Genomic DNA, 18,701 nt, shown 5'->3' with positions numbered 1-18,701 from the left:
CGTCCGGTCAGGATGCGGGGGCCGAGAAGCGGCCTGTGCCAGGGGCGCCACCCACGAGGGGTGGACAGCCATCAACCCGAAAAACAAGGGCAGTTACCGCGGCCTCGCGAAGGCCGGTCCGCCACTGCCGGAAGGAGTGACGACATGCCAGTCGTTACCATGCGCCAGCTGCTCGACAGCGGCGTTCACTTTGGCCACCAGACCCGTCGCTGGAACCCGAAGATGAAGCGTTTCATCTTCACCGAGCGCAACGGCATCTACATCATCGACCTGCAGCAGTCGCTGGCCTACATCGACAACGCCTACGAGTTCGTCAAGCAGACGGTGGCCCACGGCGGCTCCGTCCTGTTCGTCGGCACGAAGAAGCAGGCGCAGGAAGCGATCGCCGAGCAGGCGAACCGCGTGAACCAGCCCTACGTCAACCAGCGCTGGCTGGGCGGCATGCTCACCAACTTCCAGACCGTTGCCAAGCGTGTGCAGCGTATGAAGGAACTGGAAGAGATCAACTTCGAGGACGTCGCCGGCTCCGGTCACACCAAGAAGGAACTGCTGCTGCTCAAGCGCGAGCTGACCAAGCTGCAGTCCAACCTCGGTGGTATCCGCAACCTGACGAAGACCCCGTCGCTGCTGTGGATCGTCGACACCAAGAAGGAGCACCTCGCCGTTGACGAGGCGCAGAAGCTCGGTATCCCGATCGTCGCGATCCTCGACACCAACTGCGACCCGGACGACGTCGCATACCCGATCCCGGGTAACGACGACGCCATCCGCTCCGTCAACCTCCTGACCCGCGTGGTTGCCGACGCCGTTGCCGAGGGCCTCATCGCCCGCAACAACAAGGCTTCGGGCAACACCGAGGCGCCGGCCGAGCCGCTGGCCGAGTGGGAGCGCGAGCTGCTCGAGGGCAAGCAGGCCGAAGAGGCCGCCGCTGCCGAGGCAACGGAGGCTCCGGCCGCAGAGGCGACTGAGGCTCCGGCCGAGACGGCCGCTGAGGACGCCAAGGCACCCGCCGAGGACGCCAAGTAATCACATGATGTAGAAGAGCCGGCGGGGTCAACAGCCCCGCCGGCTCTTCACAGACCGGGCCCGTAAGGGCCCAGCTGCGTAGATTCTTCGACAAACCACAACGAATGGGGTTGTACATGGCTAACTACACCGCCGCTGACATCAAGGCCCTCCGCGAGCGCACCGGCGCCGGCATGATGGACGTCAAGAAGGCCCTCGACGAGGCCGACGGCAACGCCGACAAGGCGATGGAACTCATCCGCATCAAGGGCCTCAAGGGCGCCACCAAGCGCGAAGGCCGTTCGACGGCCGAGGGCCTCGTGACCGCCACGGTCGTCGACGGCACCGTCGGCGTCATGGTCGAGGTCAACTGCGAGACCGATTTCGTCGCCAAGTCCGACAAGTTCATCGCGCTCGCGGCCACCGTCCTGGACGCCGCCGTTGCATCCGGCGCCACCGATGCCGAGGCCCTGCAGGCCGCGGACGTCGACGGCAAGCCGCTGAGCGAATGGATCATCGGCGAGGCTGCCGCTCTGGGCGAGAAGATCGTGGTCCGCCGCGTTTCCCGCATCGAGGGCGCACTGGTGGACGCCTACCTGCACAAGACGTCCAAGGACCTGCCGGCTCAGGTCGGCGTCCTGGTTGCCGTCGACGGCACCGGCGAGGCCGCGGGGACGGCGGCGCACGACGTCGCCGTGCACGCTGCCGCAATGGCTCCGACGTTCCTGACGCGTGACGAGGTCCCGGCCGAGACGGTCGAGAACGAGCGCCGTGTGGCCGAGGAGACCGCCAAGGCCGAGGGCAAGCCCGAAGCCGCCATGGTCAAGATCGTCGAAGGCCGTCTGACCGGTTTCTTCAAGGAGATCGTCTTGACGGACCAGGCGTTCGCCAAGGACACCAAGAAGACCGTCGGCAAGGTCCTCGAAGAGGCCGGCGTTGCTGCTACCGCCTTCGCGCGTTTCCGCGTAGGCTCCTAAGCAAGCAGCTGGCGGACGGCACAACCGCCCGCCCGCACGTACGGTAGAGGGGGTGGCCACCAATCAGGTGGCCACCCCTTTTCCCTGCCCCGTGCCGTGCACGGGGCGAAGACAGACAACGACGGCGCACACCATCGACGATGGCGAGCGGACAAGGGAGGTCCCATTGGACAAGGCCACAGCGGAACAGGTCGGCACCGACGAGACCACGGCACACGGCGGCGGCAAGCGCCGACGCGTCCTGCTCAAACTCTCCGGCGAAGTGTTCGGGGGCGGCAAGCTCGGCGTCGATCCCGAGACTGTGCAGGCCATCGCGGAGCAGATCGCACAGACGGTCGGCACCGTCGAGACGGCCATCGTCGTCGGCGGCGGCAACTTCTTCCGCGGCGCCGAGCTCTCGCAGTCCGGCATGGACCGCTCTCGTGCTGACTACATGGGCATGCTCGGGACCGTGATGAACTGCCTGGCGCTCCAGGACTTCCTCGAGCAGGCCGGCGTCGACACCCGGGTCCAGTCGGCCATTTCGATGGCCCAGGTCGCCGAGGCCTACATTCCGCGCCGGGCGATCCGGCACCTGGAGAAGGACCGCGTCGTGATCTTCGGTGCAGGTGCCGGCCTGCCCTACTTCTCGACCGACACCGTCGCCGCGCAGCGCGCCCTCGAGGTCCGCGCCGACGAGGTCCTCATGGCCAAGAGCGGCGTCGACGGCGTTTACAGCGCCGACCCCAAGAAGGACCCCTCAGCCGTCAAGCTCGACCAGCTCACCTACGACGAGGCGCTGCTGAAGAACATCCGCGTCATGGACCAGACCGCGATGACGATGTGCAAAGACAACAGCCTGGCCATGCGGGTCTTCGGCATGGAGGGCGAAGGCAACGTGACCGGCGCGCTCCTCGGCGAACCGCTGGGCACACGCGTCACGGTCTAGCGGCCACCTGACATAGGATAAAAACGAGTCCAGCCACCGATCCGGCCTGTCCTCCCGTGGCAGGCGATGACAAGGAGTACTGACGTGATTGATGAGACCCTGACAGACGCCACCGACAAGATGGAGCGCACCGTGGAGGCGGCGAAGGAGGACTTCTCCTCGATCCGCACCGGCCGCGCCAACCCCAGCCTCTACGCCAAGGTCATGGTCGACTACTACGGCTCGATGACCCCGCTGCAGCAGCTGGCCTCGTTCGCGGTCACCGACGCGCGCACGATCCTCATCACGCCGTACGACGTCTCCGCGCTGCGCGCGATCGAGAAGGCGCTCTCCGACTCCGAGATCGGCGCCAACCCGTCCAACGACGGCAAAGCCATCCGAGTGGTCCTGCCGGAGCTGACGGCGGAGCGCCGCAAGGAATACGTCAAGGTCGTGCGCGGCAAGGGCGAGGACGCGAAGGTCGCCCTGCGCAACCACCGCCGTAAGGCCAAGGACGCCATCGACAAGCTCGTCAAGGACGGCGAGGTCGGTGAGGACGACGGCAACCGCGGCGAGAAGGAACTGGACGCGCTGACCAAGAAGTACGTCGACACCGTCGACGAGCTGCTCAAGCGCAAGGAAGCCGAGCTGCTGGAGGTCTAATGACGACCCCCGCGGAGCCGGCCTCGCGACGTTCCCGGCGAGCGGAACGTACGAAGCCATCGCGGGCCGGGAGGAACCTCCCGGCCGCGATCGCGGTCGGCGTCATCCTCCTCGCCGCAGTACTGGCGGGGCTCTTCTTCTTCCCCGTCGCGTTCGTCGCGACGGTCGCCGTTTTCGGCGTCTTCGGCTGCTGGGAAGTCGCCCGGGCGTTGAGTGTCGCCGACGTCGACGTGCCCATCGTCCCGTTGGCGGCCGGCTCCGTCGCCCTGCCCTTCGCCGCGCACTACGGCGGACCGGAGGCGCTCGGTTTCGCACTGGCCGGCGCTGTCGTCCTCATCGTGCTCTGGCGTGTCATTGAGGGCGGACGCGGCGTCATCCGTTCGATCACAGCCTCCACGGGCGTCTTCCTGTGGGTTCCGTTCCTGATGAGCTTCGCTGTCCTGCTCTTCGCGCGGGAGAAGGGCCACTTCATGGTGGCCACGATGCTTCTGCTCGTCGTTGCGAACGACACTTTCGGATATCTCATCGGGGCGTTCTTCGGCAAGCACCCCATGGCGCCGAAGATCAGCCCGAAGAAGTCCTGGGAGGGTTTCGCCGGCTCCGTGGGCGGAGCGATCCTCGTCGCCATCGGCGCGGCGGTCTTCCTGCTGGACGTGCCCTGGTGGGTCGGCGTCCCCCTGGCCGTGGCGACGGTCGCCGCGGCGACCGCCGGGGATCTGGCCGAGTCGATGGTCAAGCGCGAACTCGGCATCAAGGACATGAGCAACCTGCTGCCCGGGCACGGAGGCGTCATGGACCGTCTCGATTCGATCGTCTTCGCCGCGCCGGCGGCGTATCTGATGGCTGTGGTGCTGACGTCGGCGATGGGCCGAACCTAGCCGGATCGGCACGCGGACGAGCCGCCCGGACAGGCGCGAAAGTCGGTACTATAGTCGTGAGGGGATCCGGGCGGCGCCCGCTGCGGAACCACAGCAAGACATCGAGTACCAGAATCGGTACCAACCGGAGCTTAGAGGGACAATTCGTGAGCCAGCCAGACATGCGTCAAGCCGCCCTGCCGTTCGAGACGGTGGCGGCCAACGAGTACGGATACAGCATCGAGCAGGTCGATGAGTTTCTGGCGCGCGCTCGCGGTACGTTCAACGGGACCGGGGCCGACGACGAGATCGTCACGAGCCACCTCGTTCGCCGCACCGCGTTCGACCCCCAGAAGGGCGGCTACGATGCCCGCACCGTCGACTCGGCACTCGATCGACTCGAGGACGTCTTCGCCAAGCGTGAGCGCGAGGCCCTCGTCGAGGCCGAGGGCGAGGAGGCCTGGCTGCAGCAGGTCGGGCGCCTCTCCACGATCCTGCGCGGCCGTCTGCACCGCCAGCCCGGCGAGCGATTCCGCCGACCGTCGCGCCGGAACGTCGCCAGCTACAACGTCGAAGACGTGGACGCCCTGTGCGACCAGCTCGCCGACTACTTCGAGAAAGACGTCCCGTTGAGCGTCGACTCCGTCCGCCGCGCCACCTTCCGCGAGGCGCAGGGCCAGGACGGCTACGAGGAGAGCCAGGTCGACGCGTTCCTCGACCGCGTCGTCGAGCTCATGGCATCGATCGACTAGTAGCGCCGCTCATAGAGCTCCTCCGGCACGTGTAGCTGGGCCATCACCTTTCGTGCGCGCCGCGCCTGCGTGCCGGCTTTGCCGCTTTCGGAACGCTCGCACGCCCGCTCCCAGCGCGAGACCGCGACGGTCACCGTGAACGCCAACGGGACTGTCAGCGCCGCCGGGTGCTCGCAGACCCGTGCGACGACGTCGGGCAGCTGCAGCGTGCTCGCCGCCAGCAGAGCGCCGCCGCAGGTCAGCGCCCCCGTGAGCATCCCCGCGACGGCGCCGCGTGCGGTGAGTCCGCGCCACCAGATCCCGAGCAGCAGCAGCGGGCAGATCGTCGAGGCCGTGAACGCGAAGACCGAGCCGATTGCGCCGGCCAACGCGAAACTGCGGGTGGCCAGGGCCAGCAGCAGCGGCACGAGGCAGGCCAGAAGGGTCGCGATCCGGAATCCGCGCACCGTGCCCTTGAAGAGATCCTGGCTGATGACACCGGCGAGCGAGACGACCAGTCCCGACGTCGTCGAGAGAAACGCTGCGAAGGCCCCGCCGATGACCAACGCAGAGAGCAGATCCCCGGCCAACCCGCCCACGACCGCGCCCGGCAGCAGCAGCACGGTCGCGTCGGCGTTGCCGCCCGAGGCCAGGTCCGGCAGGTAGGTCCGGCCCAGCACGCCGAGGATCGTCGGAAAGACATAGAAGAGCGAGAGCAGGCCCAGCACGATCGCGGTCGTGCGTCGCGCGCTCGGCCCGTCCGGATTGGTGTAGAAGCGAACGAGCACGTGCGGCAGGCCCAGGGTGCCGAAGAGCAGGGCCACGATGAGCGAAATCGTCTGGAACAGGCTCAGCTGACCGCCGCTGAGGGCCGACGAGCCCGGCTCCGAGCCGTCGGCGGGCAGCGCGTCGAACGCGGCCCCGCCGGCGGTCGCGGACTCGCCCATCAGTCCCAGGTGGATGAGCAGGAAGATCGTCGGTACCGCCAGGGCGAGCAGCTTCAGCCAGTACTGGAAAGCCTGGACGAAGGTGATGGAGCGCATGCCGCCCGCCAGTACCGTCACGCAGACAATGCACATGACCGAGACGGCGCCCACCCAGGAGGGCAACGGCGTCGTCGTCCTCAGAGTCAGGGCCGCGCCGTGCAGCTGCGGAACGATGTACATCCAGCCGACCACGACGACGAGGCCGCTCGTCACGAGCCGCGGCATCCGCCCGCCGAGGCGGATCTGCGCGAAGTCCGGGAGCGTGTAGGCCCCGGAGCGGCGCAGCGGGGCGGCGACGAAGAGAAGCAGCATCAGGTAGCCGGCCGTGTAGCCGATCGGGAACCACAACCCGTCCTGACCGGAGACCACGATGAGGCCGGCGACGCCCAGGAAACTCGCCGCGGAGAGGTACTCGCCGCCGATCGCCGACGCGTTCCACCAGGGTTTCACGGTGCGCGAGGCGACGTAGAAGTCACTCGTGGTGCGGGAGAGGCGCAGACCGTTGAAGGCGATGAGAACGGTGGCGGCGGTGACGACGGCGATCGCGGCGAGTGCGGCGGAGGACTGCACGGATCACCGCCCGGCCAGGTCGCGGTACCGCTGTTCGTTGCGCTCGGAGGCGCGGTTGTACAGCGCCGCGCCCACCCAGATGAGCGGGTACACGCCGACGCCGAGGAGCAGCCACGGCAGCGGGATCGTGGCCACGCGCATGGCGTGGATCTGCGGCCAGAACGTCACCATGACGGCCAGAAGGACCAGCACGACGACGAAGCCGACGGCCACCGAGAGCGCTAGGCGGAGCTGGGACCTCACGAGCGAGCGCACGTAGAAGTCCTCCGGTGTGCCGGCGGGGACGGGGGAGATCGGGGGCGGGGCGGCGTCCCGCGGTGCGGTGACGCGCACGCGTTCGGGGCGCGCATCCATCAGAGCGGCCTCACGCGGTGGGACTCGAGGCGCTCACGCAGGTTCGGCAGGGCGCGTCGGCTGACGGGCAGTTCCACGTCGCCGATCACGACGGCGGCCCGCCCGGGCTGCAGGCGGACCCGGCCGATGTGGTCCATCGCCACGAGGCAGCTGCGGTGGATGCGCACGAACCCGGCCTCGGACCACTGCTGTTCCAGATCGCCGAGGGGCACGCGGATGAGGTAGCTCGCGTCCTTCGTGTGCAGTCGGGCGTAGTCGCCCTGGGCCAGGACGTGGGTGATGTCGTCACGGCGGATCATCCGGGTCACCCCGCCCTGATCGACCGTGACGAGCTCCGGGGCCTCGGCCGCGTCCTCGACGGCTTCGCAGATCCGGCGCACCGATTCGGCCAGGCGGGCGGGCCGGATGGGCTTGAGGATGTAGTCCACGGCGGCCAGTTCGAAGGCCTCGAGCGCCTGGGCCTCGTCCGCGGTCACGAAGACGACGGCCGGCGGGCGCGTGAAGCGGGAGATGACGCGGGCGATGTCCAACCCGGTGAGGGCCGGCATGTGGATGTCGAGGAAGAGCGCGTCGACGTCGAACTCGTCGAGGGCCTTGAGCGCCTGGGCGCCGGAGGAGGCCCGATGGATCTTGCCGATGCGCGGGTCCTTGGCGAGCAGGAACGCGAGCTCCTCGACCGCCGGCGGCTCGTCATCGGCGACGACTACGTTGATCATGGCTCAAGTCTAGGGGTGCGGAATTTGGGCAGCCGCACGGTGATCAGGGTTCCGGCGCCGGGGGCGGTGTCGACGACGAGGCCGTGTTCCGGCCCGTAGAGCTGGCGCAGCCGCACGTCCACGTTGCGCAGCCCTACATGCTCGCCGTCGGGGCGGACCCCGAGCAGGTCGCGCAGGTGCTCCGGGTCCATGCCGACGCCGTCGTCCTCGATGGTGATGACAGCGTGTTGGCCGTCGTCAGCGGCGGTGATCGTGATGAGGCCGCCGTCGGGCCGCCCCTCGAGGCCGTGGCGCACGGCGTTCTCGACGAGCGGCTGCAGGCTCAGGAAGGGGATGACGGTGCCGAGGACCTCGGGCGCGATCTCGAGGCTGACGCGGATCCGGTCCCCGAAGCGGGCCTTCTCGAGCAGGAGGTAGCGGTCGATCGCCTGCAGCTCCTCGGCCAGGGTCGTGAACTCCCCGTGGCGGCGGAAGGTGTAGCGGGTGAAGTCGGCGAATTCGACGACGAGCTCGCGGGCCCGCTCCGGGTCCGTGTTGATGAACGAGGCGATCGCACCGAGCGAGTTGTAGATGAAATGCGGACTGATCTGCGCGCGCAGGGCCTTCACCTCGGCCTCGGCGAGACGGGCGCGGGACTCGTCGAGTTCGGCGAGGCCGACGTGCGCCGCAACCCAGGCGGCGACCTCGCTGCCGGCGCGCACGAGCCCGGAGTCCGCCTTGGCGGCGAAGGCGATGACGGTGCCCATGGTCCGGTCCTGGACGACGACGGGCGAGCACACCGCGTCCCAGTCGCGCCCGTGGACGACCTGGGTGCGCCCCGCCGTGATCGTCTGCGACGCAAGAGCGAGCACGTCGACGTCCGGCAGGGCGCCGTCGGCGGCGAGCACCGCCGTCGTATTCGTGACCGCGAGCCCGCGGCACCCGAGCAGTTCCCGCAGGTGGCGGCTCGCGCGGGAGGCTCCCTCCTCCTCGAGCCCGTTGGCCAGGTGCGGCGCGGCGAGCGAGACGGTGTGCAGCGTCTGGAACGTGGCGCGGTCGGCATCCGTGCCGAGGTCGCGCTGGGCGTGGAACACCCGCATCCCGACGTAGACGACGACGGCGGCCGCGGCGACGATGATCGAAACGATCAGCGTGGTCTCGAGGGCGGGCGACATCATGAGCACCAGCGTACCGAGCGCCGGCGCGGGGCCCGGGCGTCGGCGCCGCTCACCGGCCGCAGCGACCGTTCGGCGCAACGTGGCGACCGCTCGTCCGTCGCCGGGCGGGGGAGGGACCACAGCGTGTCTCGAATGCGTCACAGTGATGGGGATCACACCGCGCCCCCGACCGGGGCTAGCGCAGAAAAGTAGGAGGAATCCATGGGTATCCAACCCACCCCGGGCGAGGTCCGGGAGCCGGAAGCGGACGCCGGGCTCGACACCGTCGACTTCCGCGAGACCCAGTCTTCGGAGAAGTTCCAGCGGCTGCGCCGCACGCACCGCAGCTTCGTCTTCCCGATGGCCGTCATCTTCATCGTCTGGTACTTCGTCTACGTGCTGCTGGCGGCATTCGCACCCGAGTTCATGGCGATCTCGGTCGCGGGCAACGTCAACGTCGGCATCGTGCTGGGTCTGCTCCAGTTCGTCTCCACCTTCGGCATCACCGCGGCGTACGTCTCGTTCGCCAACCGCCGCCTCGATCCGCAGGCCGCGGCCATCCGCGCCGATCTCGAAGGAGACGCCGAATGATGACAACGCAACTCGCCCCGCTCGCCGCGACGGCCGGACAAAGCTCGGTCGGCAACCCCTGGGTGAACATCACGATCTTCGGCCTCTTCGTGGCCGTCACCCTCGTCGTCGTGCTGCGCGCGTCGAAGAACAACAAGACCGCCGCCGACTACTACGCCGGCGGGCGCTCCTTCTCGGGCGGCCAGAACGGCACCGCCATCGCCGGCGACTACCTCTCTGCCGCCTCGTTCCTAGGTATCGTCGGGGCCATCGCCATCAACGGCTACGACGGCTTCCTGTATTCCATCGGCTTCCTCGTCGCCTGGCTGGTCGCGCTGCTGCTCGTCGCCGAACTGTTGCGCAACACCGGCAAGTTCACGATGGCCGACGTGCTCTCCTTCCGCCTGCGGCAGAAGCCGGTCCGCATCGCCGCGGCCATCACGACCCTCGCCGTCTGCCTGTTCTACCTGCTTGCGCAGATGGCCGGCGCCGGCGGGCTCGTCTCCCTGCTGCTGGGCATCGACGACCGGATGGGCCAATCGCTCGTCATCGTCGTGGTCGGCGCCCTGATGATCATGTACGTGCTCATCGGCGGGATGAAGGGCACCACCTGGGTGCAGATCATCAAGGCCTGCCTGCTGATCGCGGGTGCGTTCATCATGACGGTCTGGGTTCTGGGCATGTACGGGTTCAACCTCTCCGCGCTCATGGGCGACGCCGTGGCCGCGGCCGGCGGAAACGAGGACCTGCTCAAGCCCGGGCTGAAGTACGGCGAGAACATCACGACCAAGATGGACTTCATCTCGCTGGCCCTTGCGCTCGTCCTGGGCACGGCCGGCCTGCCGCACGTGCTCATGCGCTTCTACACCGTCCCGACGGCGAAGGAGGCCCGTCGCTCGGTGGTCTGGGCGATCTGGCTCATCGGCGCGTTTTACCTCTTCACGCTGGTCCTCGGCTACGGCGCCGGCGCTCTGCTCGGCCCGGACCGGATCCTCGAGGCCCCGGGCGGCGTCAACTCCGCGGCGCCGCTGCTGGCGTTCGAGCTCGGCGGGTCGCTGCTGCTGGGCGTGATCGCGGCCGTGGCGTTCGCGACGATCCTCGCCGTGGTCGCCGGTCTGACGATCACGGCGGCGGCGTCGTTCTCCCACGACGTCTACGCCAACGTCATCGCTAAGGGCAAGACCACGCCCGAGCAGGAGGTCAAGGTCGCTCGGCGCACCGTCGTCGTGATCGGCGTCCTCTCGATCCTGGGCGGCATCGGCGCGCAGGGGCAGAACGTGGCGTTCCTCGTCGCGCTAGCCTTCGCGGTCGCCGCCTCGGCGAACCTGCCGACGATCCTCTACTCGCTCTTCTGGCGTCGCTTCACGACCCGCGGGGCTGTGTGGTCGATGTACGGCGGCCTCGGCTCGGCACTTGTGCTGATCATCTTCTCGCCCGTCATGTCCGGCGCGGAGAGTTCGATGATCCCGAGCGCAGACTTCGCGCTCTTCCCGCTCTCCAACCCGGGCCTCGTCTCGATCCCGCTGGCGTTCCTGCTCGGCTGGCTCGGCTCGAAGCTCGACACGGACGGGGAGGACCCGCGCGTCCAGGCGGAGATGGAGGTCCGCTCGCTCACTGGCGTCGGCGCCGAGAAGGCGGTCGACCACTAACGCCCACGTCAGGGACCCCAAGAGCCGGTGCCCGGCGCGAGAAATCGTGCCGGGCACCGGCTTTTGCGTGCCCAGGCCTGCCCCGGGGACGACGATGGCGTTGCCGCGCCGCGCGCGGTCGTTGCCGCATCCGCCGACTGTGAGTATCGTCACAGGTAGGTGTGGTGACCAGCCACATCGTTCGCACACCGGTGCCGGCCACAAGCTCGGGCTCCGATGCGGCGGACAGCGCTGATGCATAGGGAGACATCATGTCCCGAGAAGATCTATTGACCATGGCGGACACCGCCTCCTCCGAACCGATTCAACTCGTGGCGCCGGACGGCACGCGCCACCGGCACGCGGCCTTCGACGCGATGCTCGCGGACGTCAATGACGACGCCGTTGCGGACCTCTACGTCGACATGGTGGCCGTGCGCCGCATCGACACCGAGGCCACGGCCCTGCAACGTCAGGGCGAACTGGCCCTCTGGCCCCCGCTCCTCGGCCAGGAAGCCGCGCAGGTCGGCTCCGCCCGGGCCCTGCGCGAGGACGACTTCGTCTTCACCTCTTACCGCGAAAACGGCGTCGCCTATTGCCGCGGCGTCGACCTCGACGACCTGCTCACGGTCTGGCGCGGCAACGCGTCCAGCGGGTGGGACCCGTACGGCATCAACATGGCCACGCCGCAGATCATCATCGGTGCGCAGACGCTGCACGCGACCGGGTACGCCATGGGTGTGAAGTTTGACGGCGGCACCCAGGCGTCCGTGGCGTACTTCGGCGACGGTGCGATCACGCAGGGCGACGTGAACGAGGCCCTCGCGTTCGCCGCGAGCTACCAAGCCCCCGTCGTCTTCTTCTGCCAGAACAACCAGTGGGCGATCTCCGAGCCCGTGGGGCTGCAGACGCGCGTGCCGATCGCCCAGCGTGCCGACGGGTTCGGCATCGAGCACCTGCGCATCGACGGCAACGACGTCCTCGCGACGATGGCTGCGACGCGCATGGCCCTGGAGCGCGCCCGAGCCGGAGACGGTCCGACGTTCATCGAGGCCGTGACCTACCGGATGGGCCCGCACACGACGGCGGACGACCCGACCCGGTACCGCGACGCCGCTGAACTGGAGGAGTGGAAGGAGAAGGATCCGATCACGCGGATCGAGGCGTACCTGCATACGCGCGGAATGGCCGTCGACGGCTTCCGTGAGGCCGCCCAGCACCGCGCGGACGACGTCGCCGAGAAACTCCGCCACGGGATCACCACGATGGCCGACCCCGAGTGGCAGGCCGTCTTCGAGAACGTGTACGCCGAGGACCACTCCTGGCTGGAGCGACAGCGCGAGCAGTACGGCCGCTATCAGGACCTCTTCTCCTCCGATGCGGAAGGGAAAGCATGATGGACACCCAGACCACCGCAACCGGCACGCTCACACTGGGCAAGGCCATCAACCGCGGGCTGCACCACGCGCTGGCGGCCGACGACAAGGTCCTGGTCATGGGGGAGGACGTCGGCACGCTCGGCGGCGTCTTCCGTGTTACGGACGGGCTCCAGCAGGAGTTCGGCCCGGAGCGCGTGATCGACTCGCCGCTGGCCGAGTCGGGCATCGTGGGAACCGCCGTCGGCCTGGCCTACCGCGGGTTCCGCCCCGTCGTCGAGATCCAGTTCGACGGCTTTGTGTACCCGGCCTTCGACCAGATCGTCAGCCAGGTCGCGAAGCTGCGATACCGCACCCGGGGCCGCGTGAGCATGCCGCTGACGATCCGCATCCCGTTCGGCGGCGGCATCGGCTCGCCCGAACACCACTCGGAGTCGCCGGAGGCGTACTTTGCGCACACCGCCGGCCTGCGCGTCGTCTCGCCGTCGAACCCGCAGGATGCGCACGTGATGATCCGGCAGGCCATCGCGTGTGACGATCCCGTGATCTATTTCGAGCCGAAGCGCCGGTACCACGAGAAGGGTGAGGTCGACGAGGGTGTCGACCTGGCTGAGCTGCCGCTGGGCGCGGCGAACGTCGTCGTCCCCGGGACTGACGTCACGCTCGTGACGTACGGGCCGCTCGTGAAGACCGCGGTCGACGTCGCGGCCGCTGCGGGGGACGAGGGCATCTCGGTGGAGGTGATCGACCTGCGCTCGCTCTCGCCCATCGACTTCGCTCCAGTGGAGGCCTCGGTCCGCAAGACGGGCCGCGTGGTGATCACGCACGAGGCCGGCCAGTTCGGGGGCTTGGGCGCCGAGATCGCGGCGAGTCTGACGGAGCGCTGCTTCTATCATCTCGAGCAGCCTCCAGTACGCGTGACCGGATTCGATATCCCGTATCCGCCATCGAAGTTGGAAGAGCATCACCTGCCTGACCTGGACCGGATCCTGGACGGGATCGACCGCGTCATGGAACGCCCGAACTCGCTGTCCGGGGGTGCAGGATGCTGAAGGTTTTCAATCTTCCGGACCTGGGCGAGGGCCTGACGGAGTCCGAGGTGTTGGCGTGGAAGGTCGCCGAGGGGGAGACGGTCGCGCTGAATCAGGTGATCGCCGACGTCGAGACGGCCAAGGCGGTCGTCGAGATCCCGAGCCCCTACGCGGGCACCGTCGCGAAGATCTATGCCGAGCCGGGAACGGTGGTCGAGGTCGGCAAGCCGATCATCGCGATCGAGGTCGAGGGCGCCGCCCCGGCCGGGAAAGACGCCCCGTCCGGCGGCGCCAACGCCAGTACGACGCCGATCCGCGAACCGAATCTGGTCGGCTACGGGGCCGCGGTGGAGACCGGGGCCCGGCCGACGCGTCGCCGTCGTACGGCTGTGCCCGCCGCCGGCGCCCAGGCGCCGAGCGGCGCGGCGCCAGCCGCCGTCGCGGAGCCGGCCGCTGATCAGTCGGCTGACCAGCCCGCACGGCCCGCCGAGCGTCCGCGCTCGACGCCCCCGGTGCGCAAGCTGGCCCGCGATCTCGGGATCGACCTCGAGAGGCTCGTGGGGAGTGGGCCCGACGGGCTGATCACGCGCGATGACGTGCGGGCCGCCGGCTCCGCGGCGAGCGCGCCGGAGGCCGAGCCGGCCACCGCCGTGGCGGCCCCCGGCCAGGAGCGGGTGCGGATCTCCGGCGTGCAGAAGGCGATGGCAGCGGCCATGGTCGACAGCGCTTTCACGGCGCCGCACGCGACCGAGTTCCTGACGGTAGATGTCACCGAGAGCATGGAACTGCTGGAGCGGTTGCGCCGATCGCGCGAGTTCGAGGGTCTCAAGCTGACCCCGTTGACGCTCGTGGCCAAAGCGGCCTGCCTGTGGCTGGGGCGGACCCCGGAGCTCAATTCCATGTGGGACGGCGCGGCGGGGGAGATCGTCCGCTTCGCGGACGTGAATCTCGGCATCGCCGCGGCGACGCCGCGCGGACTGCTGGTCCCGAACATCAAGGCGGCGAACCGGATGGACCTGGCCGAGCTCGCGCGCCAGATGCGCGGTCTCGTCGAACGGGCTCGGGACGGCAAGACCTCGCCGCAGGAACTCGCGGCCGGAACCTTCTCGATCACCAACATCGGGGTCTTCGGCATCGACGCCGGCACCCCGATCATCAACCCCGGCGAGGCCGGGATCCTGGCGATGGGCCAGGTGCGGTCGCAGCCCTGGGAGTACCGGGGCGAGGTCGCCCTCCGACAGGTGATGACGCTCAGCCTGAGTTTCGACCACCGGCTGGTCGACGGGGCCCAGGCATCGCGATTCCTGGCCGGAATCGCGGGGATCCTGCGGGATCCGGCATCGCTTATCACGCTTGTGTGATTTGCATCAAACGTTTCGAAGTCATAAATTGTCTGTTTCAGGCCCATGATCTGGCCCACACCTGCCCGCGGGCGGGTGTAGGCTCCGGGGGTTGAAACGCTGAGTTTCAGCGAGGGGGCGAAAGGCCTGCTTCACAACCGCCGGCCGTCGTCTCACCAATTGTCAAGGAGTTATTGAATGCGCATGAACCGCGTCTTGAAGGGCGTCGCCGTGACCTCGGCGCTCGCCCTCGCACTCACCGCCTGCGGCGGATCCGGTGACGGCGGCGGCGCCGCTGCCGATGGTGTCGTCACTGCACACAACACCGAGCCGGAGAACGGCCTCATCCCGACGAGTACCAGCGAGGTGGGCGGCGGCCGCGTCGTCGACCTGATCTACGCCGGTCTCTACTCCTACGCGCAGGACGGCAGCCTGCAGGAGGAACTCGCCGAGTCCGTCGAGTCCGAGGACAACGTCACGTGGACGGTCAAGCTCAAGGAGGGCCAGACGTTCTCGGACGGCTCTCCGGTGACGGCTTCCTCATTCGTGGACGCCTGGAACTACGGCGCTGATTCCGACAACGCGCAGAAAGCTTCCTACTTCTTCAACACGATCAAGGGCTTCAAGGATTCCGACGAAGAGGGCGCCGACGAGCTTTCCGGGCTGACCGTGGTCGATGAGACAACCTTCACTGTCGAGCTGATGGGGCCGGAGTCCGATTTCCCGCTGCGCCTCGGCTACTCAGCGTACAAGCCGCTGCCGGAGGTCGCGTTCGAGGACATGGCCGCGTTCGGCGAGCAGCCCGTCACGAACGGGCCGTACATCCTTGCGGAGGACGGCTGGCAGCACAACGTCGAGATGGAGCTGGTCCCTAACGAGGACTACGAGGGACCGCGTGCGCCGAAGAACAACGGCATCACGTTCACAATCTACGAGAACTACGAGTCTGGCTACCAGGATCTGGTCAGTGGACACCTAGACGTGATGGACCAGATGCCGCCGAACGCGCTGGATACCTACGAGGACGACCTGGAAGGCCGCGCTTCGTCGCGCGCCTACGCCGGCAACGCCAACATGGTGATCCCGGGCTACCTCAAGGAGTTTGAGGGCGAGCCGGGCAAGCTCCGGCGCCAGGCGATCTCTATGGCGATCGACCGTCAGGCGATCATCGACACCGTGTTCAAGGGCACCAAGGAGGTGGCCAAGGAATTCACCGCGCCCGTTCTCGACGGCTACAGCGAGGACATCCCCGGCAGCGAGGTCCTCGAATACGATCCGAAGAAAGCCAAGGAACTTTGGGACGAAGCCGATGCGATTTCGCCGTGGCCCGAGGGCAAGGTGCTGAAGTACACCTCGAACGTCGACGGTGCCGGCAACCGCGAGTACATCGAGGCCATCACTAATCAGCTGCGCAACAACCTGGAGATCGAGGCCGAGCTCGACGCGATCTCCACGTTCCAGGAGATGCGCCAGATCGTCAGCGAGGACGGCCTCGAGGGAATCTCTCGTGCCGGTTGGCAGGCCGACTACCCGTCGCTATACAACTTCCTCGGCCCGCTCTTCGGCACGGGGGCCTCGTCGAACGACGGCCGCTACTCGTCGGAGGAGTTCGACGCCAAGCTGCAGGAAGGCCTGCAGGCCGACAGTGTCGAGGAGGGCGCGCAGTTCTTCAACGAGGCGCAGGAGATCCTCTTCGAGGACCTGCCGGCCCTTCCGCTCTGGTACCAGGCCAACCAGGCCGGCTGGAGCGCTGACGTGACCAATGTGGAGCAGGGCTGGGACGGCGTTCCGTTGTACTACAACATCGAGACGGTCGAGTAGAACGAACCGCAGGAAACATCACTCCTGTTCTTCAGGGTGCGGGCGGCGGAGGGGAATCCTCTTCGCCGCCCTCGCCACGTCCTAAGGAAATCTTCACATGCTGATCTACATGCTCAAGAGACTCCTGCAGATGGTTCCGGTCTTCATCGGCGCCACGCTGCTGGTGTACTTCCTGGTCTTCTCCATGTCAGGCGACCCGATCGCCGCACTCTCCGGCGGCAAGCCGATGTCTCCGGCCGTCGAGGCGCAACTGCGCGCCCAGTACAACCTGGACCAGCCGTTCTGGATCCAGTACGGCATCTACCTCAAAAACCTCCTCACCCTCGACATGGGCGTGACCTTCTCTGGCCGCGAGGTATCCGACGTCATCGGCCAGGCCTTCCCGGTCACCGCCCGGCTCGCCGTCCTGGCGCTCGGCATCGAGGCCGTCTTTGGTGTGGCCTTCGGCGTCATCGCGGGATTGCGCAAAGGCAAGTTCTTCGACTCGACCGTCCTGGTCTTCTCGCTGATCGTCATCGCCGTACCGACCTTCGTTCTCGGCTACGTCCTACAGTTCGTCTTCGGCATGAAACTCCAGTGGGTCCGACCGACAGTCGGCGCCGGTGCGGGATGGGGGGACCTTATTCTGCCCGCCGTAGTGCTCGGCCTCGTCTCCTTCGCCTACGTCCTTCGACTGACCCGCACGTCGATTTCCGAGAATATCTCGGCGGACTACGTGCGCACCGCGAGCGCCAAGGGCCTGAGCCGGACGCGCGTCATCGTCGTGCACGTGATGCGCAACTCCCTGATCCCCGTGGTGACCTTCCTCGGCGCCGATCTGGGAATGCTCATGGGCGGCGCGATTGTCACCGAGGGCGTGTTCAACGTCCCGGGCATCGGCCGTCTGCTCTTCGACGCGATCGGCAAGGGCGAGACAGCGACGACCGTAGCAGTCGTCAGCATCCTCGTCCTCGTCTTCGTCATCGCCAACCTGGTCGTCGATATGATCTACGCCCTGCTCGACCCGAGGATCCGTTATGCCTGAGAACACTGACAACACTGTCGCGAACACGGCGGCTGCCGGCGACGTGAAGCGCACTGGCAAGGTCTCCAAGCGCCGCATCGAGCACTTTGTGGCTCCGCTCGACGAGACCCCGCTGCAGGCCGTCGATACGGTCAATCAGACCACCGAGCCGCTGAGCTTCTGGGCCGAGGCGTGGCGGAACCTGCGCAGACAGCCGCTGTTCATCATCTCTACGGTGCTGATTCTTCTGGTCGTCCTCGTCGCGGCGTTCCCTCAGCTGTTCGCCTCCGCCGACCCGCGGTACTGCCTGCTTGAGGACGCCGGAGCCGGCCCACGTGCCGGTCACCCGTTCGGATTCACCGCCCTGGGCTGTGACATCTATGCCCGGGTGATCTTCGGTGCGCAGGCTTCGGTGCTGGTCGGCCTCTTCACGACGATCGGCGTCGTCGTTATCGGGGGCGTCTTTGGCGCCTTGGCCGGCTACTACGGCGGCTGGCTGGATGCGATTCTCGCGCGATTGGGCGACATATTCTTCGCGCTGCCGTTGATCCTCGGCGCGATCGTCATCATGCAGCTTCCCGCTTTTCGCGATAATCGTACGGAGTGGACGGTCATCTTGACGCTCGTTATTTTCGGCTGGCCGCAGGTCGCCCGCATCACGCGCGGCGCCGTGATAGAGGCCAAGGGCGCTGACTACGTCACGGCGGCGCGGTCCCTCGGCGTCTCGAGGTTCGGTGCCCTGGTGCGCCACGTACTGCCGAACTCGCTGGCGCCTATCATCGTCGTCGCCTCGATCTCGCTGGGCACATACATCGTCGCCGAGGCCACGCTGTCCTTCTTGGGCATCGGCCTACCCGCCAACGTCATGAGCTGGGGCAACGACATCAACGCGGCGCAGACCCACGTCCGCGCGGACCCGCAGATGTTGTTCTGGCCGGCGCTGGGCCTGTCGATCACGGTGCTCAGCTTCATCATGCTGGGCGACGCTCTGCGCGACGCCCTGGACCCGAAGTCGCGGAAGGCCTAGCCA

The 18,701-nt window shown here is 67.7% G+C and carries 18 protein-coding genes; 14 read left to right on the top strand and 4 right to left on the bottom strand.

The genetic code is table 11. The features are described 5' to 3' along the window. The first annotated feature begins 144 nt into the window (after positions 1–144). The 6 genes from rpsB (at position 145) to EV380_RS07590 (ending at position 5,161) form a co-directional block, all read left to right on the top strand. A complete protein-coding gene (gene rpsB / locus EV380_RS07615; protein ID WP_102159499.1) occupies positions 145–1,026 on the top strand; it encodes a 30S ribosomal protein S2 in 882 nt (293 codons plus the stop codon). A gap of 116 nt (positions 1,027–1,142) precedes the next feature. Then, complete coding sequence (gene tsf / locus EV380_RS07610; RefSeq protein WP_102159500.1) at positions 1,143–1,982, top strand: translation elongation factor Ts; 840 nt, start codon at positions 1,143–1,145, stop codon at positions 1,980–1,982. Between the two features lie 241 nt (positions 1,983–2,223). Then, the gene (gene pyrH / locus EV380_RS07605; protein WP_242607712.1) at positions 2,224–2,910 is read left to right on the top strand and encodes a UMP kinase; all 687 of its coding nucleotides are present in this window, start codon (positions 2,224–2,226) and stop codon (positions 2,908–2,910) included. A gap of 84 nt (positions 2,911–2,994) precedes the next feature. After that, the gene (frr, locus tag EV380_RS07600) at positions 2,995–3,552 is read left to right on the top strand and encodes a ribosome recycling factor (RefSeq protein ID WP_102159502.1); all 558 of its coding nucleotides are present in this window, start codon (positions 2,995–2,997) and stop codon (positions 3,550–3,552) included. Beyond that, positions 3,552–4,430: a phosphatidate cytidylyltransferase gene (locus tag EV380_RS07595; protein ID WP_130450447.1), complete on the top strand. Its 879-nt coding sequence runs from the start codon at positions 3,552–3,554 to the stop codon at positions 4,428–4,430. The genes frr and EV380_RS07595 overlap by 1 nt, the downstream gene beginning before the upstream one ends. Before the next feature lie 161 nt (positions 4,431–4,591). Next, positions 4,592–5,161, top strand: a complete 570-nt coding sequence (locus EV380_RS07590) for a DivIVA domain-containing protein (protein WP_130452128.1) — start codon at positions 4,592–4,594, stop codon at positions 5,159–5,161. Here EV380_RS07590 and EV380_RS07585 read toward each other — a convergent pair. The 4 genes from EV380_RS07585 to EV380_RS07570 are packed head-to-tail and all read right to left on the bottom strand — an operon-like array spanning position 5,158 to position 8,923. After that, on the bottom strand, positions 5,158–6,696 hold the full coding sequence (locus EV380_RS07585; protein WP_130450445.1) for a sodium/solute symporter: 1,539 nt from the start codon (positions 6,694–6,696) through the stop codon (positions 5,158–5,160). The two genes, EV380_RS07590 and EV380_RS07585, sit on opposite strands and share 4 nt — an antisense overlap. 3 nt (positions 6,697–6,699) lie before the next feature. After that, complete coding sequence (locus EV380_RS07580) at positions 6,700–7,050, bottom strand: hypothetical protein (protein WP_242607536.1); 351 nt, start codon at positions 7,048–7,050, stop codon at positions 6,700–6,702. Next, a complete protein-coding gene (locus tag EV380_RS07575; RefSeq protein ID WP_130450443.1) occupies positions 7,050–7,766 on the bottom strand; it encodes a LytR/AlgR family response regulator transcription factor in 717 nt (238 codons plus the stop codon). Before EV380_RS07575 ends, EV380_RS07580 begins: the two co-directional genes overlap by 1 nt. After that, positions 7,763–8,923 (bottom strand): sensor histidine kinase, encoded by a 1,161-nt coding sequence (locus tag EV380_RS07570; RefSeq protein ID WP_130450441.1) that lies wholly within the window; start codon positions 8,921–8,923, stop codon positions 7,763–7,765. Before EV380_RS07570 ends, EV380_RS07575 begins: the two co-directional genes overlap by 4 nt. Positions 8,924–9,124: 201 nt before the next feature. Here EV380_RS07570 and EV380_RS07565 point away from each other — a divergent pair, with 201 nt between their 5' ends. The 8 genes from EV380_RS07565 to EV380_RS07530 all read left to right on the top strand — a co-directional run bounded on the left by EV380_RS07565 (position 9,125) and on the right by EV380_RS07530 (position 18,698). Then, positions 9,125–9,493 carry a DUF485 domain-containing protein gene (locus EV380_RS07565; RefSeq protein ID WP_130450439.1) on the top strand — a complete coding sequence of 123 codons (369 nt, stop codon included), beginning with the start codon at positions 9,125–9,127 and terminating at the stop codon, positions 9,491–9,493. Then, positions 9,490–11,121, top strand: coding sequence for a solute symporter family protein (locus EV380_RS07560; protein ID WP_207219359.1), 1,632 nt, complete (start codon positions 9,490–9,492; stop codon positions 11,119–11,121). The genes EV380_RS07565 and EV380_RS07560 overlap by 4 nt, the downstream gene beginning before the upstream one ends. 251 nt (positions 11,122–11,372) lie before the next feature. Then, positions 11,373–12,497: a pyruvate dehydrogenase (acetyl-transferring) E1 component subunit alpha gene (gene pdhA / locus EV380_RS07555; RefSeq protein WP_130450437.1), complete on the top strand. Its 1,125-nt coding sequence runs from the start codon at positions 11,373–11,375 to the stop codon at positions 12,495–12,497. Then, entirely contained in the window at positions 12,497–13,528 is a 1,032-nt protein-coding gene (locus tag EV380_RS07550) for an alpha-ketoacid dehydrogenase subunit beta (RefSeq protein WP_130450435.1), read from the top strand. Before pdhA ends, EV380_RS07550 begins: the two co-directional genes overlap by 1 nt. Beyond that, positions 13,522–14,868, top strand: a complete 1,347-nt coding sequence (locus tag EV380_RS07545; RefSeq protein WP_130450433.1) for a dihydrolipoamide acetyltransferase family protein — start codon at positions 13,522–13,524, stop codon at positions 14,866–14,868. Before EV380_RS07550 ends, EV380_RS07545 begins: the two co-directional genes overlap by 7 nt. A 177-nt stretch (positions 14,869–15,045) precedes the next feature. Continuing rightward, positions 15,046–16,668: a peptide ABC transporter substrate-binding protein gene (locus EV380_RS07540; RefSeq protein WP_130450431.1), complete on the top strand. Its 1,623-nt coding sequence runs from the start codon at positions 15,046–15,048 to the stop codon at positions 16,666–16,668. A gap of 97 nt (positions 16,669–16,765) precedes the next feature. Further along, on the top strand, positions 16,766–17,692 hold the full coding sequence (locus tag EV380_RS07535; RefSeq protein ID WP_130450429.1) for an ABC transporter permease: 927 nt from the start codon (positions 16,766–16,768) through the stop codon (positions 17,690–17,692). Then, positions 17,685–18,698: an ABC transporter permease gene (locus tag EV380_RS07530; protein ID WP_130450427.1), complete on the top strand. Its 1,014-nt coding sequence runs from the start codon at positions 17,685–17,687 to the stop codon at positions 18,696–18,698. Before EV380_RS07535 ends, EV380_RS07530 begins: the two co-directional genes overlap by 8 nt. Positions 18,699–18,701 lie beyond the last annotated feature (3 nt).

The organism is Zhihengliuella halotolerans (genome assembly GCF_004217565.1).
In the GTDB taxonomy this organism is placed as follows: domain Bacteria; phylum Actinomycetota; class Actinomycetes; order Actinomycetales; family Micrococcaceae; genus Zhihengliuella; species Zhihengliuella halotolerans.
This window is presented reverse-complemented; position numbering and strand designations above follow the sequence as displayed.